General features: G+C 37.7%; 21 protein-coding genes. 13 read left to right on the top strand and 8 right to left on the bottom strand.

Annotated elements, in window-relative coordinates; all coding sequences use genetic code 11:
• The first annotated feature begins 45 nt into the window (after nucleotides 1-45).
• From OCV67_RS06230 to OCV67_RS06265, 8 genes are all read left to right on the top strand, one after another.
• Nucleotides 46-423: a DUF6483 family protein gene (locus OCV67_RS06230; protein WP_147643126.1), complete on the top strand. Its 378-nt coding sequence runs from the start codon at nucleotides 46-48 to the stop codon at nucleotides 421-423.
• An 81-nt stretch (nucleotides 424-504) separates the two neighbouring features.
• Entirely contained in the window at nucleotides 505-1041 is a 537-nt protein-coding gene (locus OCV67_RS06235; protein ID WP_147643127.1) for a DUF6985 domain-containing protein, read from the top strand.
• A 75-nt stretch (nucleotides 1042-1116) separates the two neighbouring features.
• Nucleotides 1117-1794 (top strand): 2-C-methyl-D-erythritol 4-phosphate cytidylyltransferase, encoded by a 678-nt coding sequence (gene ispD, locus OCV67_RS06240; protein WP_147643128.1) that lies wholly within the window; start codon nucleotides 1117-1119, stop codon nucleotides 1792-1794.
• A gap of 5 nt (nucleotides 1795-1799) precedes the next feature.
• Nucleotides 1800-2285, top strand: a complete 486-nt coding sequence (ispF, locus tag OCV67_RS06245; protein WP_147643129.1) for a 2-C-methyl-D-erythritol 2,4-cyclodiphosphate synthase — start codon at nucleotides 1800-1802, stop codon at nucleotides 2283-2285.
• A gap of 108 nt (nucleotides 2286-2393) precedes the next feature.
• Nucleotides 2394-2654, top strand: coding sequence for a hypothetical protein (locus OCV67_RS06250; RefSeq protein WP_147643130.1), 261 nt, complete (start codon nucleotides 2394-2396; stop codon nucleotides 2652-2654).
• Nucleotides 2651-3778, top strand: coding sequence for an aminotransferase class V-fold PLP-dependent enzyme (locus OCV67_RS06255; protein ID WP_147643131.1), 1128 nt, complete (start codon nucleotides 2651-2653; stop codon nucleotides 3776-3778). Before OCV67_RS06250 ends, OCV67_RS06255 begins: the two co-directional genes overlap by 4 nt.
• A gap of 110 nt (nucleotides 3779-3888) precedes the next feature.
• Nucleotides 3889-4770, top strand: coding sequence for a diadenylate cyclase CdaA (cdaA, locus tag OCV67_RS06260; protein WP_147643132.1), 882 nt, complete (start codon nucleotides 3889-3891; stop codon nucleotides 4768-4770).
• Entirely contained in the window at nucleotides 4767-6065 is a 1299-nt protein-coding gene (locus OCV67_RS06265) for a CdaR family protein (protein WP_147643133.1), read from the top strand. The genes cdaA and OCV67_RS06265 overlap by 4 nt, the downstream gene beginning before the upstream one ends.
• A gap of 37 nt (nucleotides 6066-6102) precedes the next feature.
• Here the strand turns inward: OCV67_RS06265 and OCV67_RS06270 are convergent, their stop codons facing one another.
• The 7 genes from OCV67_RS06270 to OCV67_RS06300 form a co-directional block, all read right to left on the bottom strand.
• On the bottom strand, nucleotides 6103-6771 hold the full coding sequence (locus OCV67_RS06270; RefSeq protein ID WP_262644381.1) for a YczE/YyaS/YitT family protein: 669 nt from the start codon (nucleotides 6769-6771) through the stop codon (nucleotides 6103-6105).
• Nucleotides 6772-6867: 96 nt separating this feature from the next.
• Nucleotides 6868-8916, bottom strand: a complete 2049-nt coding sequence (locus OCV67_RS06275; RefSeq protein WP_147643134.1) for an elongation factor G — start codon at nucleotides 8914-8916, stop codon at nucleotides 6868-6870.
• Nucleotides 8917-9220: 304 nt separating this feature from the next.
• The gene (locus tag OCV67_RS06280; RefSeq protein WP_147643135.1) at nucleotides 9221-11746 is read right to left on the bottom strand and encodes an HAD family hydrolase; all 2526 of its coding nucleotides are present in this window, start codon (nucleotides 11744-11746) and stop codon (nucleotides 9221-9223) included.
• A gap of 16 nt (nucleotides 11747-11762) precedes the next feature.
• Nucleotides 11763-12497, bottom strand: coding sequence for a 23S rRNA (guanosine(2251)-2'-O)-methyltransferase RlmB (gene rlmB, locus OCV67_RS06285; protein WP_147643136.1), 735 nt, complete (start codon nucleotides 12495-12497; stop codon nucleotides 11763-11765).
• A gap of 140 nt (nucleotides 12498-12637) precedes the next feature.
• The gene (locus OCV67_RS06290; RefSeq protein WP_147643137.1) at nucleotides 12638-12898 is read right to left on the bottom strand and encodes a hypothetical protein; all 261 of its coding nucleotides are present in this window, start codon (nucleotides 12896-12898) and stop codon (nucleotides 12638-12640) included.
• A 305-nt stretch (nucleotides 12899-13203) separates the two neighbouring features.
• Nucleotides 13204-14424 carry a 2-hydroxyacyl-CoA dehydratase gene (locus OCV67_RS06295; protein ID WP_147643138.1) on the bottom strand — a complete coding sequence of 407 codons (1221 nt, stop codon included), beginning with the start codon at nucleotides 14422-14424 and terminating at the stop codon, nucleotides 13204-13206.
• A 16-nt stretch (nucleotides 14425-14440) separates the two neighbouring features.
• On the bottom strand, nucleotides 14441-17368 hold the full coding sequence (locus tag OCV67_RS06300; protein WP_147643139.1) for an acyl-CoA dehydratase activase-related protein: 2928 nt from the start codon (nucleotides 17366-17368) through the stop codon (nucleotides 14441-14443).
• A 261-nt stretch (nucleotides 17369-17629) separates the two neighbouring features.
• Here OCV67_RS06300 and OCV67_RS06305 point away from each other — a divergent pair, with 261 nt between their 5' ends.
• Together OCV67_RS06305 and OCV67_RS06310 are read left to right on the top strand one after the other, a co-directional pair.
• A complete protein-coding gene (locus OCV67_RS06305; RefSeq protein ID WP_147643140.1) occupies nucleotides 17630-18985 on the top strand; it encodes a GH1 family beta-glucosidase in 1356 nt (451 codons plus the stop codon).
• A gap of 47 nt (nucleotides 18986-19032) precedes the next feature.
• Nucleotides 19033-19209, top strand: a complete 177-nt coding sequence (locus OCV67_RS06310) for a YdeI/OmpD-associated family protein (RefSeq protein ID WP_147643141.1) — start codon at nucleotides 19033-19035, stop codon at nucleotides 19207-19209.
• Nucleotides 19210-19264: 55 nt separating this feature from the next.
• Here OCV67_RS06310 and OCV67_RS06315 read toward each other — a convergent pair whose 3' ends face one another.
• Nucleotides 19265-19915, bottom strand: coding sequence for a LexA family protein (locus tag OCV67_RS06315; RefSeq protein WP_147643142.1), 651 nt, complete (start codon nucleotides 19913-19915; stop codon nucleotides 19265-19267).
• Between the two features lie 221 nt (nucleotides 19916-20136).
• Between OCV67_RS06315 and OCV67_RS06320 the strand changes: the two genes are divergently transcribed.
• Genes OCV67_RS06320 through OCV67_RS06330 form a run of 3 tightly spaced genes read left to right on the top strand, consistent with a single transcriptional unit; the run spans nucleotide 20137 to nucleotide 21056 of the window.
• Complete coding sequence (locus OCV67_RS06320) at nucleotides 20137-20352, top strand: hypothetical protein (RefSeq protein WP_147643143.1); 216 nt, start codon at nucleotides 20137-20139, stop codon at nucleotides 20350-20352.
• A complete protein-coding gene (locus OCV67_RS06325; protein ID WP_147643144.1) occupies nucleotides 20352-20534 on the top strand; it encodes a hypothetical protein in 183 nt (60 codons plus the stop codon). The genes OCV67_RS06320 and OCV67_RS06325 overlap by 1 nt, the downstream gene beginning before the upstream one ends.
• Before the next feature lie 15 nt (nucleotides 20535-20549).
• Nucleotides 20550-21056, top strand: coding sequence for a M23 family metallopeptidase (locus OCV67_RS06330; RefSeq protein WP_178085029.1), 507 nt, complete (start codon nucleotides 20550-20552; stop codon nucleotides 21054-21056).
• Nucleotides 21057-21073 lie beyond the last annotated feature (17 nt).

The raw sequence follows: 21073 nt of genomic DNA on the forward strand, positions 1-21073 counted from the left end.
GGATAGTAAGATAAATCGGAATTGATAAAGGGAGAATGACACAATATGTTTGAACAGGATTATATAATCAGACAGATTAAAGAATGTGTTGCTGCGGCAATGAAGCTGATATTCGGACTGGATACCGAAACACCTGCTTCTATGGAATTTCAGAACAAAGAAAAACAAGCTTTATCTGATGAACTTATCATGGAAATAGACAACGGCAATATAAAAAATGCTATTTCAAATATGTATTTAAATACACTTGACAAAACTAAAGATGATCTTCTTATAGGTCTGATTGTTTATTCTCATCTTTGCGAAAAAGATGATGATTTTCTGGATTCAAATTCAATCAGTTTTTCTGAAATAAAAGAAAGTGCAAAGGAATATTTTTCTGAATTTGGTTTATCATCAGTTGTCGACCTGATTATTGTTTGACTAACTTAACCGCAAATTCTGATTTATTATAATTTTGTTGAATGTGGAATTACATAATATAAAATGATTAGGAGAAGAAAGATGTCAGTTATCAAAGATTTGCAAACTGATGAAAATGGTTGGTTTGCTGATGGAAAATTCAATTCAACCTCGCTATTTAAGGGAGAAATGGCTGTTTCAATATTTATTGATGACGGTGCAACAGTTGAGTATGCTGAAAAATGTATCGCACACTACAATAGCTTAAATAATAATATTGATATGCTCCTTAAATTGCAAGAATATCTCGTAAGATTTTTTCTGTATATGTATTCCGAGTGGAAAGAAATGGGGATATACGATGAAATCGTTAATGAGATTGAACCTGTTATGGAAGGCTATAAATCAGGCAGGAATCTTATTGAATATCTTTCCGAACCAACACTGTATGTTTATCCGCCGAAAGGTGACGGAATAGGATATGGAATAGAATGTGATTGTCCCTGGGAACCTGAACATCAATGCTTAATCATCATTCGTAATGATGAATTATTGTATGTTGGTCAATCTGATGGGTTGGACGCATGGGGAGACGAAGATGACTATTATTGTATTTGGCACGATGAAGATACAGAATAATAACGATTAAATTTAAAGTCCGAGTTGAATTGATTAATCACAGAATCATCAAAATCTATGGAAACGGAGAAAATAATGAATACATCTGCAATAATCGTATGCGCCGGCAATTCAAGCCGTATGCAGGGCGTAAATAAAATACTGCTTCCCCTTGGAAAAACCAACGTTATAGGCTGTACTCTTACTGCTTTTCAAAAATGCGAAAGTATTACCGATATAGTTGTAGTCTGCCGCTGTCAGGACGAAGAAGAAATACGCAAAACGGCTGATAGTCTTGGTATTACAAAACTTCACGGCTTTGCACAGGGCGGCAGTACCCGTCAGCAGAGCGTTATAAACGGACTTAGAAAAATCAGTCCCGATACTGAAATGATCGCCGTTCATGACGGCGCAAGACCCCTTGTAAATCCTGCACATATTGAAAAAACAATAAAGGACGCTTCCGTTTTCGGCGGAGCGGTATTGGGAGTTCCTGTTAAGGATACTATAAAGATCGTTCATGACGGTCTTATTGAAGATACTCCGCACCGTCCTTCTCTTTACATAACACAAACTCCTCAAGTGTTTAAGCGTAGGCTTTACTTTGAAGGCGTAGATTTTGCCCTTGAGCATGAGCTGGATTTTACCGATGACTGTCAGCTTATGGAGGCAATAGGAGTTAAGGTCTGCATGACCACAGGAGATTACAAAAATATTAAAATCACAACTCCCGAAGATATAAAAATAGCCCAACTTCTTTTACAGGAGGATTAAATATAATGAGAATAGGACACGGATATGATGTACATAGGCTGACAGAAAACAGAAAGCTTATTTTAGGAGGAGTAGAGATTCCTTACGAAAAAGGACTTTTAGGACATTCAGACGCTGACGTTCTTACACATGCTGTAATGGACGCTTTTTTAGGAGCACTTGCATTGGGAGATATTGGAAAACATTTTCCCGATAACGATCCGGAGTATAAGGGCGCAGACAGTATAAAACTCTTAGAGCATGTATACAGACTCATTATTAATAGAGGATATAAGCTCGGCAATTTGGACGCCGTGGTTTTAGCGCAGGCGCCGAAGCTTTCTCCTTACATAGAACAAATGAGAGAAAATATAGCTAAAGCCTGCGGGTGCGAAATCTCACAAGTCAGCGTTAAAGCTACTACAGAAGAAAAAATGGGTTTTACAGGAGACGGTTCAGGTATGGCGGCTCACTGTGTACTGCTTCTTGTCGAAAATAAGAACAGTATATAATTTCCGGCATATAATAGTATCATCAGGAAGAATAGCATTAAGGCAATACTGTAAATGGCTGCCTTAGAAGATTGCGTTCAGAATTTGTGCTTGCAGGAGTAAATGCCTGTGAACACAAATTCTCAAAGAAGGGGTGATACTATGAATACGACAGCAGTCTCTATGCCCTCTGTTACACTTGCCATTAAAGCAAAGCGTATGTTCAATGAGCAGGGCTTTACATGCACGGTCAAAAGAGCCGCAAACGTTTCAGAAAACGGTTGCACTCATATGATCGTTGTTAACGGAGCTCCTGAAATAGTGATTGCATTTTTAGATAAATATAATATCGCATACGGAAAGCTATTGGGAGGCGCGATGCCGCAATGACAATTAATTTTGACAATGCAGCAACGACTTTTCCAAAGCCCGTTTCTGTTGCAAATGCGATTTTTAAAGCGGTAAAGCAATATGGTGGAAACGCAGGCAGGGGAGGTCATACGCTTACCTTATTAACTTCCGAAAAGGTTTTTGATACAAGGCAGACTGCCGCTGACTTTTTCGGCGCTCAGACAGAAAATGTAATTTTTACAGCTAACTGTACTCATGCGCTGAACTTTGCGATTCAGGGAATAATGTCGTCAGGCGGTCATATAATAATAAGCGGAATAGAACACAATTCTTCCGCAAGACCGGTTTATGCATTGGCTAAAAAAAGAAAATGTACCTTCAGTATAGCCGAAGTTTCAGACGATCCTGCTGAGACGGTCAATAATTTCCGTTCGCTTATAAATCATAATACCAAAGCAATTGTGTGTACAATTGCCGGTAATGTTACCGGACAGATAATGCCGTATAAGGAAATCGGGAAATTATGTCAGGAAAAAAATATCTGCTTTATTGCGGACGGAGCACAGGCGTGCGGAACTCTTGATATAAAAATGTCCGATGGAATAAATTTTTTGTGTACTGCCGGTCATAAGGGTCTTTACGGTCCTACGGGAACAGGACTTCTTATAAGCGATGGAAAATATAATTTAACTCCGTTGATTCAGGGCGGTACCGGAAGCTCGGCGCTGAATCTTGAGCATCCGGATATGCTTCCCGATGGATTTGAAAGCGGTACAGTTAATACTGTAGGAATAATTGCCTTGAAGTATGGAATAGAATTTGTAAGGGACATGAGACCGAATAAAATTTTTCAGCATGAAGATAAACTATGCCGAAAATTTATAAAGGGTCTTGCAGATACAAAAACCGTGATTTACCGTAATCCGGGAGTTGAATATGTTCCTATTGTTTCATTTAATATTCCGGATATGAAACCGGAGGATGCAGCAGATAAGCTGAATCAGTACGGTTTTTGCCTGAGAGCAGGTCTTCATTGTTCTCCGCTTGCTCATTATTCTCTTGGTACGCCGGACGGGACTGTAAGATTTGCTCCGTCTGTTTTTAATAACGAACAGCAAGTTGAAAGTCTTGTGAAAACTATAAAAAAAATACAGAAAATATAATAAAAACTATTGAAATTATCTGTATTTATGGTAAAATTATATTAGGATAATACGGAGGGGCAAAGCCCCTCTGTACATAGTAAATGGTAGAAAAGGAAGGGGAGTGAGTTATGTACGCAATAAAAAATGGAATAAATATGGTATGGAATGTTTTGCAGTCGATAACTTTTATGGACATAATTGACATGCTTCTTATGTCGTATTTGATATACATACTTATAAAATTTATAAAAGAAACTCGTGCAGGACAACTGGTTAAAGGAATTTTACTTATTGCCGCCGCATATCTTGTAAGCACTTTTATCGGATTGAAATCAATTTCATATATAGTAAAAAGTATTTTGAACGTAGGCATTCTTGCCATACTTATTATGTTTCAGCCTGAGATCAGGCGAGCACTTGAAAAAGCGGGGCGTACAAAGCTGGGAGTAAATTTATTTAATTTTTCAGGTTCTTCAGATGAATTAACGTCTCAGTGGAATAATGCCATAGAAGCCATATGTGATTCGTGTATGGACTTATCCTCTACCAAAACAGGTGCATTGATTGTAATTGAGAGACAAACTAAACTGGGAGAGCAGATAGCAAACGGAACAATAATAAACGCCAAACCCAGTAAGGAGCTTTTTGGAAATATATTTTATCCTAATACGCCCCTTCATGACGGAGCAGTAATTATCAGAGACGGAATTATTCTTGCAGCGGCATGTTTTTTGCCTAAGCCTCAAAAGGAAGAACTTATAAATAAAAAGCTTGGCTCAAGGCACAGAGCGGCAATTGGAATGAGTGAAAATTCCGATGCGGTTATTGTTGTGGTTTCTGAGGAAACCGGACAAATTTCTGTTGCGGAAAATGGTGTGCTCGTCCGTGACTTTACACGGTTCAGATTAAATGAATATCTTCATGAGGCAGTTATTCCAAAGCCTGTGGACTCTAAGAAAAAACTTCCGGTAAGGAAAGGTTTTCGTTCAAAAGGAGATGGTAAAAAGTGAAGTATGTTAAAAATATTATGAATAATCTCCGGAGCGCACTTACCACTAATCCAGCAATGATTATATACTCAGTTCTTATTGCTATTATCGCTTGGTTTATTATTTCAATAACGGTGTATCCTACAACGCCTAAAACATTAAGCAACATACCGGTTGAAGTGGATATTACAGGGACGTCTGCCGAGGAAAACGGATTGAGCGTTATAAGCTATGAAACTAAAAAAGTTACTGTAACAATTCAGGGTAACCGTTCAAGCATTGGAAGTCTTTCGGCTGACGATCTTGTCGCTTCGGCTGTTGTGGAAAATGTAACTTCCGCCGGAGAAAAGTATTTGAAGATTAATGTTATAAGTAAAAAGTCAGATGTAAAATTTGACGTTACCAGCGTTAGTCCATCTACTATGGCGGTAATGTTCGATAAAATTGACACAAGAGAATTTGAACTTTCTGTTGAAGCTCCTAACATAAAAGCCGTTGAAGGTCTTTATATGGATAACGGTGATTTTAAATGTACTCCTAATGTAATAGAAGTTTCAGGTCCTTCAACTCAATTGGATAAAATTGATAAGGCTGCGGTAATTGTAAACAATGAACAGGAGCTTGACACTGCATACACATTTCACAGCTCGGAAGTTGTTTTGTATGACAAAAATGAATCAAAGATAGATACTAAAAATATTACATTTAATACAAATGATTTTACTATTGATATACCGGTTTATATGCAAAAAAAATTGGATCTGAGTTATGATCTGAGATATGCTCCCGCAAATTTTGACGCTGACTCATTAAGTCTGGAAATGAATGTTAATACAATAAACGTTGCGTCTCCGAATACTGAGCTTGAAAAAATCAATACATGGAATATTGGTTCTATTCCTCTGTATGATATTGACTGGGATTTCAATAAGTCGTTTGAACTGGAGATTCCTGAAAATTATAAGAATCTTTCAAATATTTCGACGGTAACGGTCAAGCTTAATACTGACGGACTTGCCAAAAAGACAGTAACAGTAAACGATATATCTATTTTAAATGCCCCAACCAATTATAATTGTACGGTAAATTCCTACGGACTTGTCTTTGACATTATCGGACCTGAGGAGGATATCGCTGAAATAACGGAAAAGGATATTTTGGTTTCTGTTGATCTGCTGAAATATACGGTTCAGAGCAGTAATTTTACAGCGGATGCAACTATCAGTTTCCCCAATTATGATAAGGTGTGGGCAGTGGGACTTCAAAAGGTGTCCATTGAAGCTGAACCAATTACTACAGAAAACAATAATGATTAAAAATAAATGCGCTTTTCAATTGAAGAGCGCATTTTTATTAATTTTTAATATTCAATAAACGGCATACGGGTTTATTTAGAGTTTTCATTAGGAATTTTACAATTATTCCTGTAAAACATGCAGCTATAAATGTTCCTTCACGAACTCCTTGAATTTTATGTGATAGTATTAATGAGATGACCGCTGCCATGATTACGCATGATATATCGAAAGCAATTTTCACATTACCAAATTTTAAATGTAGTTTATCAGATATTGCTTTGACAAAGCCTTCACCTGAATTAAGTACCACATTTGCAATGACTGAAAGAGTAACGCCCAATGCCACTGTTATCATTCCGACTACAGTTAATATTAATCTTACAGTGTAGTGGTTCGGAACTGAATCAGCTGATATTATGTATTTTGAAAAATCTGTAAACCAACCGAAAATAAGTGATAAGGGAATTTGCATAAGCTGTATTTTTTGGAAATCCTTTCGCAGAATAATTATTTGAAGTAAAAGAAGCGTCATATTCCAGATAAACAGCAGATATCCAAGGGATATGGGAGTATTTAAACTGAGAGCATAGGCAACAGACGATATAGGAGATGTGCCAAGACCTCCTTTTACAGCCAGACTTACTCCCATAGCCGTACAAAACAAACTGATAATAAAAAGCAAATATCTTTTAAACAGCTCTGTGTTCGACATTTTTATTGACATATTTCATCACCATATAATATTATATCACTTTATTTTTTTAATGGCAACAATAAAACTGCAAAAACCAGTAAGATTTTTGCAGTTTTTATATTTCATTTATTCTTGAATACTTTCTGTAATAACTTCTGCTACAAGATTTGCAGGCAGTTGTTCATATCTCAGAAAATCGAATGTGAAACTTCCCATACCTCTTGTGACTTGTTTTAGGTACATAGTAAAGCTATGCATTTCTCTCATGGGAACTTCAGCAGAAATTTCAGTCATACCTTCTTCGTATGGTTCCATTCCCAGAACTCTTCCTCTGCGTTTGTTAAGTTCACCCATAACATCTCCGGTATTTTCGTCCGGTACGACTGCTTTAAGATTTCCGATCGGTTCAAGCATTACCGGTTCGGCCTGTTTCAGACCTTCCTTATACGCAAGGGAAGCGGCTGTTTTAAATGCCATTTCCGATGAATCGACAGGGTGATATGAGCCGTCTACAAGTATTGCTTTGAGTCCTACAACGGGGCAGCCGGCAAGTACGCCTTTTTTTACGGATTCCTGCAATCCTTTTTCAACCGCAGGGAAGTAGTTTTTTGGCACTGCTCCGCCGAATACTTTTTCTTCGAATATAAGCGAATCGCTTACACAAGGTTCAAATTCGATCCATACATGACCGTATTGACCGTGTCCGCCTGTTTGTTTCTTGTACTTTCCTTCAGCTTTGACCTTGCGACGGATAGTTTCTTTGTATGCGATTTTAGGTTCTTTCAGTTCAATATCAACACCGAACTTGTTTTTCAGCTTGGATACGGTAACCTCAAGGTGCTGTTCGCCCAGACCGCTTAAAATCTGTTCTTTAGTACTTTCATTCTGTTCGTATTTTAAGGTTTTGTCTTCGTCAAGTATTCTTTGAATGCCGGTTGAAATTTTGCTTTCATCACCCTGTGCGCTGCATACTGCCATTGAATAGCATGGAACAGGAAGAGATAATTTTTTAAATAAAACCTTACGTTCCGGAGAGCAAAGAGTATCAAAAGTAGACGCATTAATTTTAACTGCGGTTACAATATCGCCGGCGGTTGCTTCTGATGTTTCAGTTTGTTGTTTGCCTTTCATAAAATAAAGCTTACCGATTTTTTCATTTTCTCCTGTTGAAGAATTGAAAACTGTTGAATCTGCTTTCAGTATGCCCGACATGACTTTAATATACGACACTTTTCCGATAAACGGGTCAGCTACGGTTTTAAATACGAATGCAGACAGAGGTTCTTCTGTAGTGCATTTAATTTGTATCAAATCATCTCCTAATGCTGCTTCAACCGATTCAGACTCATCTGCGGACGGAATAAGAAGTGCAATTTCTTTTAAAAGCATATCAATACCGGATAAATTAACGGCTGATGTGCATACGACAGGAGTAATTATGCCATTGTTCATACCGTTGTGTATACCGTCGATCAGTTCTTTTTGAGTAAACGGTTCACCTTCAAAGAATTTCTCCATTAATGCTTCGTCAGTTTCGGCAACAGCCTCGCTTACAGCCTCCAACAGGCCATCGATACGATAAGTCATTTTTTCAATTTCAGGCATTTCAGTTTCAATTGTATTGCCCTTATCATCGTATTTATACGCTTTCATTTCTATAAGATTTACGTAAGAAGCAATTTTTTCATTTTCAATAACAGGTACTACAACAGGGCAAACTGTAGGACCGAATACGGTTTTAAGTTCTGTAAGCACGTTATAGAAATTAGCGTTTTCATCGTCGATCTTTGTTACTACAAACATTTTAGATTTATTCTGTTTTACAGCTTCTTTATACGCTTTTTTTGTACCGACCTTAACGCCTGATTTTGCTGAAACAGTTATCATAACCGTATCGGCGGCGGATATTCCCTGAATCATTTCTCCTGCAAAATCAAAAAGTCCCGGAGTGTCAAGGAGATTTACTTTTATATCTTCATATTCAAATGCCGCCGCAGAGCTGCCTATTGAAATTTTTCTTTTTACTTCTTCCGGATCAAAATCCATTATTGTTGTTCCGTCGGTTGTTTTGCCAAGTCTGTCGGAAACTCCGACTTTATAAAGCAGCGCTTCTGCAAGTGAAGTCTTTCCTGAACCGTTATGTCCTGCCAGAGTTATATTTTTTATACGTTTCATTGTGGTTTCGCTCCTTTTATCAAATTGTACAATAACACACTTAATATTATACTGGATTTTATTTATTATTTCAACTATTTGCAAAATATTCTACATATTTTATTAAAATTGAGCTTGTATTTTGTCTATTTTGCATATAATTTTTATTTGGTTTGTGAAAATCCATAAGGAATAAAAATTGAAATTATCAATAAAGATTGTGTTTGCTTTTTTAACTTTTGCTTGTAAAAACTATATTTTTCTTTATTTTCCATTTTATATTCCTTTTGTAAAATGCCGAATCGTTAAACGATCCGGCATATCATTAAAGTTTTCTTATTTTAATAGCAAAAACGGTTATAACAGTACATATCAGATGGTAAGCGAGAAGCATTGCAGGTGATAGATCCGAAAACGCATTCAAAACGCAGTTGACAGCCACGACGCCCAGTCCTAACAATGCTGATGCAGACTGTATTGCAACGCCTGCGGCTACAGTTTTTCTTATGGATTTAGCGCCCATAATAAGCTGTATAAAGGAAGTAAATTTTCCTGAACAAGCCATAGAAGCGCTTATTTTTTTAACCTTTTTAGTTTCTTCGTCAAAATCCTTTACCATTCTTTGAGGAATGATCTTGAGCAGTTCGTCTGAATAATTAAAAAGGGAGGAAATACGTCTGATCGTAATAAACGGATCCACACTTTTTATAATAACGGCAATATCATTTTTTTCCAATTGTTTCATACACTTTTTTACAGCAGGGCTTGCCGTTACTTCAATTATAAACATTGCCGCCAGATTGCCCGAAACGGAAAGATAAAGTGCGTCCCGATTTCCCTCGGTAAATTCATTTTCCTTTGTTTTAGTAGGGATTCCTTCAATATTATGACTGTTCATAAGCTCACGGTTTCCAAGAAGAATTCTTCTGTTATTGATCCAGCCGCACAGACCCATTGAGTCCTCATAAACAAAATTTTCAACATGACTGAGCATTTTTTGCTTTCCCGAAATAACATCATTAAAAAGATCTTTTAAAATACTGTTTCCGTGAGACGCCAGACTGGCTGCTTCTATCAAGGCTTCATCAATTTTAGTACCTGAAAAAAGCTTTATGGAGCATAAATTTATAGTACCTTCGGGGAATAATGTGCTGGCGTCAATCATAACTGAATTGATATCATAATAATCTTCAACGCTTTGATATCCAAGCATAACGCCATGGTTTCTGACATATTTTTTTGCCGCTTTTTCAAGAGGAATATTAGCAATAAGCGGTATTGCCATACATGCACATGCGCTGACGCATGCTGAAAAAACGAACAATGCAAAGCATACGGCTTCTTTATTGAAAGTTCCTATTTTCCAGAATGTCAGACCAGCGGAAAACAGCAGAGAAAAAATCATAACAATGGGAGCGATTATACGGCTGTATTTATCTCCGGTATCGGAAGAATATGTATACTTGGCAAAATCCTTTATAAAATTGGTGCGCTTCATTGTCGCAAGAATAGGAAAATCTCCGATAGTACCTCTTGTAAGGCTTTCCGCTCTGTCTACGTCCTCAACGCACACTATTGCATGACGGTTGAAATCCTTGGAAATAAAATCAAAATTCAAAGACGCTCTGCTGAGTATGAGACGTTTTCCGAAGGCATTGATCAGGAGACTTAATACTGCGACAGGAGTGTAAATAAAAAACTTTTCGTTATGGAGCATTTGCGGGTCGAGTATTGCAGGAATCGCCGAAACGGCAGAAGCTATGCAGGTAAGCGCTGTGAGGCTGTCGCTGTCTGCACGGAATTTAATCAAGCTTATCAGTCCGTTTTTTATTGTTCCGAATGAAACTATCATTGAAAGCAGAAGCAGCAGTATCTGAACCCAAGAGTATATTTCGGGTGAACGGCTGATACTTAGCATTTCAGGTACCGGAAGTTTTAAGGTTTCTCCTACAGCTATGTAGACGCTGAAAACAGTCATTATCAGCAGTACCATAATTCTGAATGAAATATTTCCCCTGATATCTGCAATATCGTTTTTTATTTTACGGGCGTCCTCAAAGCTGTCGTAATCTTTTATCGACTGTTTTTTGCTGTAGGATTTGCCTTTATTTTTTTTCTTTTTTCCTTTGATATTATCTTCTTCAAAAATTCCTTCGCTGAAAGGCTGATTAATTTCGGGGATCTGAACGTCCAGTGCTTCAGGAGCTGCCGATTCAATCAGTTCTACCATCCCGTTTTGAGGTTCTGGTTCTTTTTTATTTTCTTCTTCACGTTTTACTATGAATTTTCTTTTTTTCTTTTCGGGGTTAGTATATATACCGTCCGGAGATTCAACGGAATAGGTAAATTCCGGCTGCTTTTTTTTCTTTTTCCGCCGTTTTGCACGCATTTCCTTGGCACGTGTAGAATTACTCATTTTTCGTACTTTAGGAACATATACTTCATCAGAGGTATTTTGAGTGACCACAGCTCCGTCGTAACCTTCAATGGAATCGGTAGCTCTCGGAGGAAGATCGGCTTTATTTATTTGAATATCCTTTACAGAATTTATGTAAGAGACGTTTGGTCTGTTAATATCCGAAACCGCAAATTTTCCTGATTTATGACTTGGTGACGGTTTTTTGACAATGTCTTTTTCTGCGCTTTGCAGTTCGTTAATATTAAATGCAGCGGTTATATCTGCATTTTTTGCGTATTCCGGTATTTTAATATATCCGGTATTCTGATAAGGTTTGTCAGCGTTAATTTTCGTTTGCGTCTGAACTTCTGCTGATTTATGTTTAACGGAGGCTTTAGATGATCCTCCGGAATATTCATTTAATATATCGTCAAGATTATAATCTTTAGGCATTTATATCAATCTCCAATTATTTCTTTGTTCTTTGTCTTACAGCTTCATACATAAAGATACCTGCGGCTACTGAGGCATTTAAAGATGTAATTTTTCCGTTCATGGGCAGCTTAAGTAAAAAATCGCACTTTTCTTTAATAAGCCTTCCCATGCCAAACCCTTCCGAGCCTATTACAAGAGCAATACTGCCCTTCAGGTCAACACCGTCATAATCTTCACCGGAAGCGTCAGTACCATAGATCCACACGCCGTTTTCCTTAAGCTTATCAATTGCTCCGGCAAGATTAGAAACCCTTGCCACTGGAACCCAGCTTGCAGCTCCGGCAGAGGTTTTATGAACGGTAGCGTTAAGTGAAGCGCTTCGTCTTTTAGGGATAATAATTCCGTCTGCACCGGCAGCTTCGGCTGTTCTGATAATAGCGCCCAGATTATGCGGGTCTTCGATTTCATCGCAAATAATTATAAATGGCTCGGTACCCTTTTTGGCAGAAATCTCAAGTATGTCTTCAACAGATACATATTCCGCACATGCTGTTACGGCAGCTACGCCCTGATGAGCTGCTCCCTGCGTCAGCTGTTCCAGCTTCTGGAAATTTACGTCCTTTACTACAGCTCCGTTTTTCTTTGCCATTGAACGGATTCTGCCTAAAATTCCGCCTTCGCCGTTTATATATACAGTATCTATATTAGCTTCTGATTTTAATGCTTCCAGAACAGGATTCCTTCCGCAGATTATATTTTTTTCATTCATATATAATTTACTTCCAATATTTAAATTTACAACAAAATTATCTTTATTTTTTTACAAATCGTTTACAAGATTAATTATAACATTATTACAGAAAAATTACAAGAGAATTTTACAGAATATTTTGTTACATAAAGACGAAATCAAAATAATATTGCAGAAAGTAAATAAATACCAGAACCCAACGCCAGAAATCCGGCTGTTATTATAAGCAGTAATTTAAGCCAGAATACGTATTTAGGCGGTTTAGGACTCATACTCCGTATAAGCTCGTTTGCCTCACGGCTTATAAGTTTTTCCGGTGCGTTGCTCATATTAGGCTTTAAATACAGTACCGCTTTTTCAAAATATATACTTTGAGGATTATTGATCTCCAAAACTTTTTTGTTAACTCCTTTAATCATTGTAACCTCCGAAAGCTGATTTCAGGAATAATTATTCCCAGGATTCGGATAAATATACATTCTGTAATAGCAAACTGTTTAAACCACTGTGGAAAACTGTGTGGAAAGGGTGGAAAACTACTGTAAAAGCTGTGGAAAACTGTGTGGAAAAGGTGGAAAATTTCGCAAATCCACAATTTCAAGTCTGTTGAAAACAAATATTACTGTCTGTAATACCAAAATGTAACTCGTTTTTAACCTTTATGTAACATTTTAACAATTAAATAATATTTAATATGAAAAAGGACGGCATATCCGTCCTTTTTTTATTTTTTTGCATTTGCAAGCATAAGCTTGATTCTGTTTTCCTGATTAACTTTGGTAGCGCCGGGATCGTAATCGATAGCTACTATATTGGCGTTTGGATACGCCTGTTTTATAACTCTTGACATACCCTTAGCTACAATATGATTAGGCAGACAGCCGAAAGGCTGAGTACAGATAATATTTTCCGTACCGGTTTCTGCGAGAGCCGCCATTTCGGCAGGAATAAGCCAGCCTTCGCCCATATTTACTCCCTGACTGATATACTTGTCGGCAAGCTTTCTTATGTGATCAAAGTCATGAGGAGCTTCGAAAACGCCGTGTTCGTTTATAGTTTTTATAACTGTTTTCTGTACCTTGTGAATAAAGCTATAGCCAATTTTACTGAAAAGAGTTTTCTGAGATTTAAACTGATACAGTTTACCGTCTGCAACGGAACCGGCAAGGCAATACATTACAAATTCCATAAGCGCCGGTACTATAGGCTCGCAGCCTTCAGACAACAGAAATTCTTCCAGATGATTGTTTGCAAGAGGAGAATATTTTACGTAAATTTCTCCAACTATTCCCACACGGATTTTCTTTTCTTTGGTACGCTTTATTGTATCGAAATCTTCACACATCATACGGCAGTATTTTTTACATTTAAGAAACTCTCTTTTATCAAAAATCGGTATGAGCTTTTGCTGCCATAGATCTCTCATTTTATCGGTATCACCCTTGTTTATTTCGTAAGGCTTGCACTGATTATATAAGGACATGAGTAAATCACCGTAAAATACAGCATAAACAACTTTTATAAGTAGCGGTAAGGTAAGATCAAGTCCGTTGCCTTTTTCCAATCCGCTTAAATTCAGGGAAATAACAGGCACTTGAGGAAATTCCTTTTTAAGTGCCTTTCTGAGCAGATGAATATAGTTTGACGCACGGCAGCCGCCTCCGGTCTGGGTGAGCATTAAGGCGGTTTTGTTAACGTCATACTTACCGCTTTTGAGAGCATTAATAAACTGTCCGATTACAAGCAGCGCCGGATAGCATGTATCGTTGTGGACATTTTTCAGTCCCTCGTCCACGACCTCTCTTGTAGAGGTCTGAAGCAGTTCTACATTATATCCGTATTTTTTTAAAATGTTTATTATAAGCTTGAAATGTACAGGCAGCATATCGGGAACAAGAATAGTATAGCTGTCTTTCATTTCCGGCTTGAATACAGGGTATTGCATAAGTATTTCTCCAATCCTATTTCTCTTCTATTGCCGCTACAAGACTTCTGAGTCTTATTTTAGCCGCACCAAGATTGTTGATCTCATCAATTTTAAGCTGAGTGTAGAGCTTGCCTTTTGATTCAAGGATTTCTCTTACCTCGTCTGTGGTAATAGCGTCGATTCCGCAGCCGAATGAAACAAGCTGTACAAGCTGCATATCAGGCTGTGTGGTTACGTACTGTGCCGCACGGTAAAGACGTGCATGATAGCTCCACTGGTTTAAAACTCCTGGATTTGGATAATGACCGTACTGGAAAACAGCATCTTCTGAAACTACAGCCATACCCAGACTGGTAATCAGCTTTTGGATTCCGTGATTTATTTCCTTATCAATATGGTAAGGGCGTCCGGAAAGTACGATTATCTTCTGACCGTTTTCACGTGCCTTACTGATAATCTGATTTCCTCTGTTAAAAATTTCATTTCTGTAGTCTGCAAGCTTTTCATATGATTTTTTTACCGCCTGCTTGACCTGAGGCTTTTTGATGCCGTATTTTTTCAGTATCTCATACATTACGGAAGTCACGTTCTTTTCTCTGTTAAGATCCATATACGGATAAATAAAGTTATTGCTGTTAAGTCTGGGGTTATTAGCAATCAGAAGCTCCGGATAGTATGCAACAACAGGACAGTTAAAGTGATTATCGCTTTCACCCTCGTCAATATTGTAACTCATGCAAGGATAGAAAATAAAATCAACATTTTTGTTCAGCAGGCTTTCAATATGACCGTGGGTAAGCTTTGCCGGATAACAGACGGTGTCCGACGGAATGGTATGCTGTCCCAGATAATAAATATCCCTTGAGCTTTCATCGGAAATAATTGTTTCAAATCCCAATTCGTTAAACAATGTTTTCCAGAATGGGATCAGTTCATAGAAATTAAGCGCAAGAGGAAGTCCGACCTTAGCTTTTGGATTTTCCACATGCTGTTCAAACATGGAAAGCAGCAGATTATATTTAAAGTCGTAAAGACTTTCGTTTTCGCTGCTGACTGCTTTTCCGGCGCCCCTTTCACATCTGTTTCCGGAAATAAATTTTCTGCCGTCGGCAAACGTAATAATATTAAGACCGCATTTTGCTGTGCAGCCGCCGCACTGTGCAGATTTTGAAGTATATGAAAAGTTTTCAAGGAGTTCTTTGGAAATTGTGGAAGAACTGCCGTTTGTTTTTTCTTTAGCGTAAAGAGCGGCGCCAAATGCGCCCATAAGTCCTGAAATTGCCGGACGGATCACATTTCTTCCCATTTCCATTTCAAAAGCTCGTAGTACGGCATCATTTAAGAACGTACCGCCCTGAACTACGATATTTTTACCGAGTTCTTCAGGCGATTTTGCTCTGATAACTTTATAAACGGCATTTTTAATGATTGAGGAGGAGAGTCCGGCGGAGATGTCCTCGACAGTCGCACCGTCCTTCTGTGCCTGCTTGACGCTGCTGTTCATAAATACAGTACAGCGTGAGCCTAAATCAACAGGATTTTCCGCAAATAAACCAAGAGACGCAAAGTCGGCTATATCATATCCCAGAGCAAGTGCAAATGTCTGGATAAACGAACCGCAGCCTGAAGAACATGCTTCATTTAGCATAATACTGTCTATGCTATGATTTTTGATTTTAAAGCATTTAATATCCTGTCCGCCGATATCTATAATAAAGTCTACCTCCGGACAGAAATACGACGCCGCTTTAAAATGAGCAACCGTTTCAACAATACCGAAATCTATTGAAAGTCCAGCTTTTATAAGATCCTCGCCGTAGCCTGTGACTGCACTTCCGGCAATTTTAATTTCCGGATTCATTTCACTGTAAATCTTTTTCAGTTTATCTGCAATTCTGTCAAGAGGCTGACCCTTATTTGAGGAATAGTGCTGATACAAAATACGGCAGTCCTCAGTGATAAGAATAAGCTTAGTAGTGGTCGAACCTGCGTCAATACCAAGGTAAGCGTTGCCTTTATATGTATGCAGATCGGCATATTCGAGGTCGCATTTTTTATGTCTTAAAATAAATTCTTCATATTCTGCCTTAGAATTGAAAAGCGGCTGTCCGGTTACAATACCGTTTCCTGTTTTAGCGTTTTCGATCTTTTTTATAACTGATTCAATTGTAAAGTCGTCATGACTGTTAAATGCAAACAAAGCACAGCCTAAGGCGACAAATACCGGCGCTTCTTTCGGAAATACCGCCGTTTCGCCTTCTTTAAGTCCTAAGGTATCAACAAATGCTTTTCTCAGCCCCTTAAGGAATGAAAGCGGACCGCCAAGGAAAAGAACTTTACCTTCAATAATTCTTCCCTGTGCCAGACCCGATACTGTTTGATCGACAACAGCCTGAAAAATACTTGCACATATGTCTTCTCTTTTAGCGCCTTGATTTAAGAGGGGCTGAATATCGGATTTTGCAAATACACCGCATCTTGAAGCGATTGGATAAACTTTTTGAGCACAAAGCGACATATTGTCCATTTCTGTAACAGTAACTCCAAGGAGAGTAGCCATCTGATCTATAAATGCGCCTGTTCCTCCTGCGCATGAACCGTTCATACGCTGTTCAACTCCGCCGGTTAAGAAGATAATTTTAGCGTCTTCTCCTCCAAGCTCTATAACAGCGTCAGCGTCAGGAATTCTTTCCTTTACTGCTATAAAAGCAGAGTTGACTTCCTGTACAAAAGGTATTTCCGCACCTGTGGCAAGTCCCAGTCCCGCAGAACCGGTCATGCAGATTTTAAAAGTATCGTTTGGGTATTTTTCCTGTACAGCTTCAAGCTGTGTTTTTACAGTTTCGCGTACCTTTGAAAAGTGACGCTGATATTCCGAATAAATTATATTTTTCTTTTCATCAATAATAACAGTTTTTACTGTCGTTGATCCGACGTCAATGCCGAGAGAATAAATAGCCATATCTGAATTCCTTTCTGAAATCCAATAGAAATTACATTTGTATATTATTATAACACCTTTTTATTAAAAAAGCAAAGATTTTTTACAGTAATTTAATATGCAATGTTTACCGCTGTTGAATACCGTAAAAAAGTCAATATTGTATAATACAGTTGTCAAAATCTGCTCTTGAAAAAGAAAATACGGACTGCTATACTATATTTGTCAGATAATCATAAAAAATATAAAACAGATACTAATTTTTTATAAAAGGAGAAATTTATGGATTTCGGAAAGAATTTTGTTTGGGGAGCAGCAACGGCTTCCTATCAGATCGAAGGCGGAGCTTACGAGGACGGCAAAGGACTTAATATTTTTGATACGTTCTGTCAGATACCGGGAAGAATTGATAATAACGATAACGGGAATATAGCCTGCGATCATTATCACCGATGGAAAGACGATATTGCAGTAATGAAGGAAATAGGACTGAAGGCTTACAGATTTTCTTTAAACTGGGCAAGAATTCTTCCGGAGGGTATCGGAAAAGTCAATCCAAAAGGAATTGAATTTTATAATAATATAATAGACGAACTGCTGAAAAACGGAATAGAACCGTACATTACTCTTTATCACTGGGATCTTCCTCTTGCACTGGATAAGCTGGGCGGCTGGAGAAATCCTGAAATTGTAAGATGGTTCAGCGAATATGCAAAAGTGGTTGCTGAAAACTTTTCTGACAGAGTAAAATATTTCATGACCATAAATGAACCTCAGGTAATATTTGGTCTCGGATATCAGCAGGGAAGAATTGCTCCGGGTTTAAAGCTTACAGTACCTGAGCTGCTTGAGGCTGCACACAATCTGCTTAAAGCACATGGCGCAGCAGTTGTGACCTTGAGAACCTATGCGAAGCAGCCGCTTAAAATCGGATATGCTCCTTGCGGGAATATGAATATGCCTGCTTCAGACGCTAAGGAAGATATTGAAGCGGCTCGTGATTCAATGTTCAGCTTTGACACTCCTGATATGGCGATAGGAAGTCTTGTATGGTATAATGATGCAATTTTCTTTGGTAAATACCCTGAACGTGAATTTAAGATATGTGAAAAATATATGCCTGAAATTACCGATTCAGATATGAAATTGATAAGCCAGCCGCTGGATTTTGTCGGACATAATGTTTACTGGGGACACAAAGTTTCTGCCGGTGACGGTACTCATAAAATAGTCAGCGATCCGGGCGGATTTAAAAATGCGCCCTACAGGTGGCCTGTAACACCCGATTGTCTTTACTGGGGGACTAAGTTCCTTTATGACAGATATAAAAAACCTATATATATTACAGAAAACGGAAAGTCATGTCATGATGAAACCTCAGCCGACGGTCATGTTCATGATACTGAAAGAATCAATTATATTAACGGTTATCTCAAAGGACTTAAAAAATCTGTTCTTGAGGGTACTGACGTTGCAGGATACTTTCATTGGTCGCTTATGGACAACTTTGAATGGGCGTACGGCTATACCGAACGTTTTGGATTGACTTATGTGGACTATAAAACTCAGAAAAGAATCTTAAAGGATTCCGCATACAGATACAGTGAGATTATAAGAACAAACGGTGCGGATCTTTAATGTATATTTAACACTTTTGCGTAGAATATAATTATGAGGTGATAAAAGTGGAAAAAGGCGAAATCCCTATTGGATTTGGTATGGCTCTCGCTATGAATCCGGAAGCTATGAAAAAATTTTCGGATTTGCCAGAAGCAAGGCAGAAGGCTATTATCGACGGTACTCATAATGTAAATTCCAAAAGTGAAATGCAGCAGTATGTGAGAAATATTTTAGCGGAATAAAAACAAAAAATCCCGATTCAAAATGAATCGGGATTTATAATTATAGTCCTGTCTTTTATAGATTATTGAAACAGCCTATTGCTTTTCCAATAATTTTTATATTATTTATTTCGTCTCCGATAAAAATCATCGGTTCAAAGTCCGGATTATCAGCATATAAAATCAGTTTTTGATTTTCCGTATAATAGTAATATTTTCTTATGAATATTTTTCCGTTGAGTGAAATCATGACTATATCTTTATTTTTAATGGTGTCTGTTTTTTTTATAAAGACAATAGCTCCGGCGTATATTTGAGAATTGCTCATACTGTTGTCAGCAGCCTTAAAACAAAAGTCTCCATGCAAATCAGAAAGGCATAAATGTTCATTAAAGATCATCTTGCCGTTTTCTGTATAATTAAGTATCGGTATCGTGTCGCTGCACTGTAAAACATCTTCTATTTTTATATTTTTATCTTTTTCAATATCTCTGACAAGTCTGTCAAGACCGTTTTTTTCTTCCTCTTCACTCCAACCCATGAGATATTCCGGAGAAACCTGAAGTATTTCTGAAAGGGGTTTTAAAACTTCTGCCGGAATTCTTTCAATGTCGCTGCTTTCATAGCGGTATACAGTGGCACGGTTTTTATTGAGTTTTTCTGCCAGTTCATCTGCACTTAAACCCAGTTCTTTTCGCCTTTGTTTTATTCTTTCACCAACAGTCATATAATCACGTTCCTTTTTGTGGTTTTTATTATTTTAACATATAATTTGCTTAAATGCAATTTTTTTGCATATCTGCGAAAAAACTATTGACAACCGAAAAAAATTGTGTTATCATATAATCACAAAAGTCGCATATGTGCAAATTTAACTTATGGTAAAGAAAGGAGGATTAGTTTGCTTATCGCATATAAGCAACTTGAAAATGCAGAAAGGAGGGTAAAATGACAGATATAATAGTAGCCTTGATTGCATTGATCGGTACTCTCTGCGGTTCTCTTGGAGGCGTATTGGTATCGTCAAAAATGACAAATTATCGGCTTTTACAGTTGGAAAACAAAGTTGCCGAGCATAATAATTTTGCCAGAAGAATGCCGGTCATAGAGGAGCAGATTAAGGTTATAAATCACAGAATTGACGATTTGGAAAGGGGAGTGTAGTGAAAAATTATTTTGCAAAGCTTTTGAGTGTGAAAAGTATTGTGACTATAATACTCACATTTAATTTTGCTGTTTTAACCGTAATGGGGAAAATAAATTCAGAGCAGTTTATTATGATCTTCACAACGGTTATAGCGTTTTATTTTGGTACTCAGCACGAAAAAAATAATACAGAAGAATGAAAGGAAATGATGTATATGAATAGTCCGTATATGGGAGATTTTAAGGTAACTCAGGAATATAATGGGAATGATCATGACGGTCTTGATTTGGTTGGAATTGCATCAAAAGAAATACATAGCACAGTAAATGGTATAGTGGAATTTGCCGGATGGGAAAACAGTTCAGATCAAAGTCAGGGATTTGGACAGTATGTAAAAATTATTGATGATGTCAGCGGATATGGTTATTATTTTGGTCATATGTCAAGTATTAAGGTTAAGGTCGGCGATAGGGTCAAAATTACTGATATTATAGGAATTGAAGGCAGTACAGGTAACAGTACAGGCAGTCATTGTCATTATTGTATTCGCAAAAACGGTAAGGGGACGCATATTGACGTATCAGAGATCTCCGGTATTCCTAATAAGCTTGGTACATACAATGACGGATATGTATCAGGTTCAGGGAACAAAAGTGAAAACAAATCAGTAACTCTGATTATTGACGGGGTTACTTATTCAGGAACTCTAACTAAAAAATAATCAAAAAAAGCACAGCT

It is taken from the genome of Porcipelethomonas ammoniilytica (genome assembly GCF_025567485.1).
Classification (GTDB): domain Bacteria; phylum Bacillota; class Clostridia; order Oscillospirales; family Ruminococcaceae; genus Porcipelethomonas; species Porcipelethomonas ammoniilytica.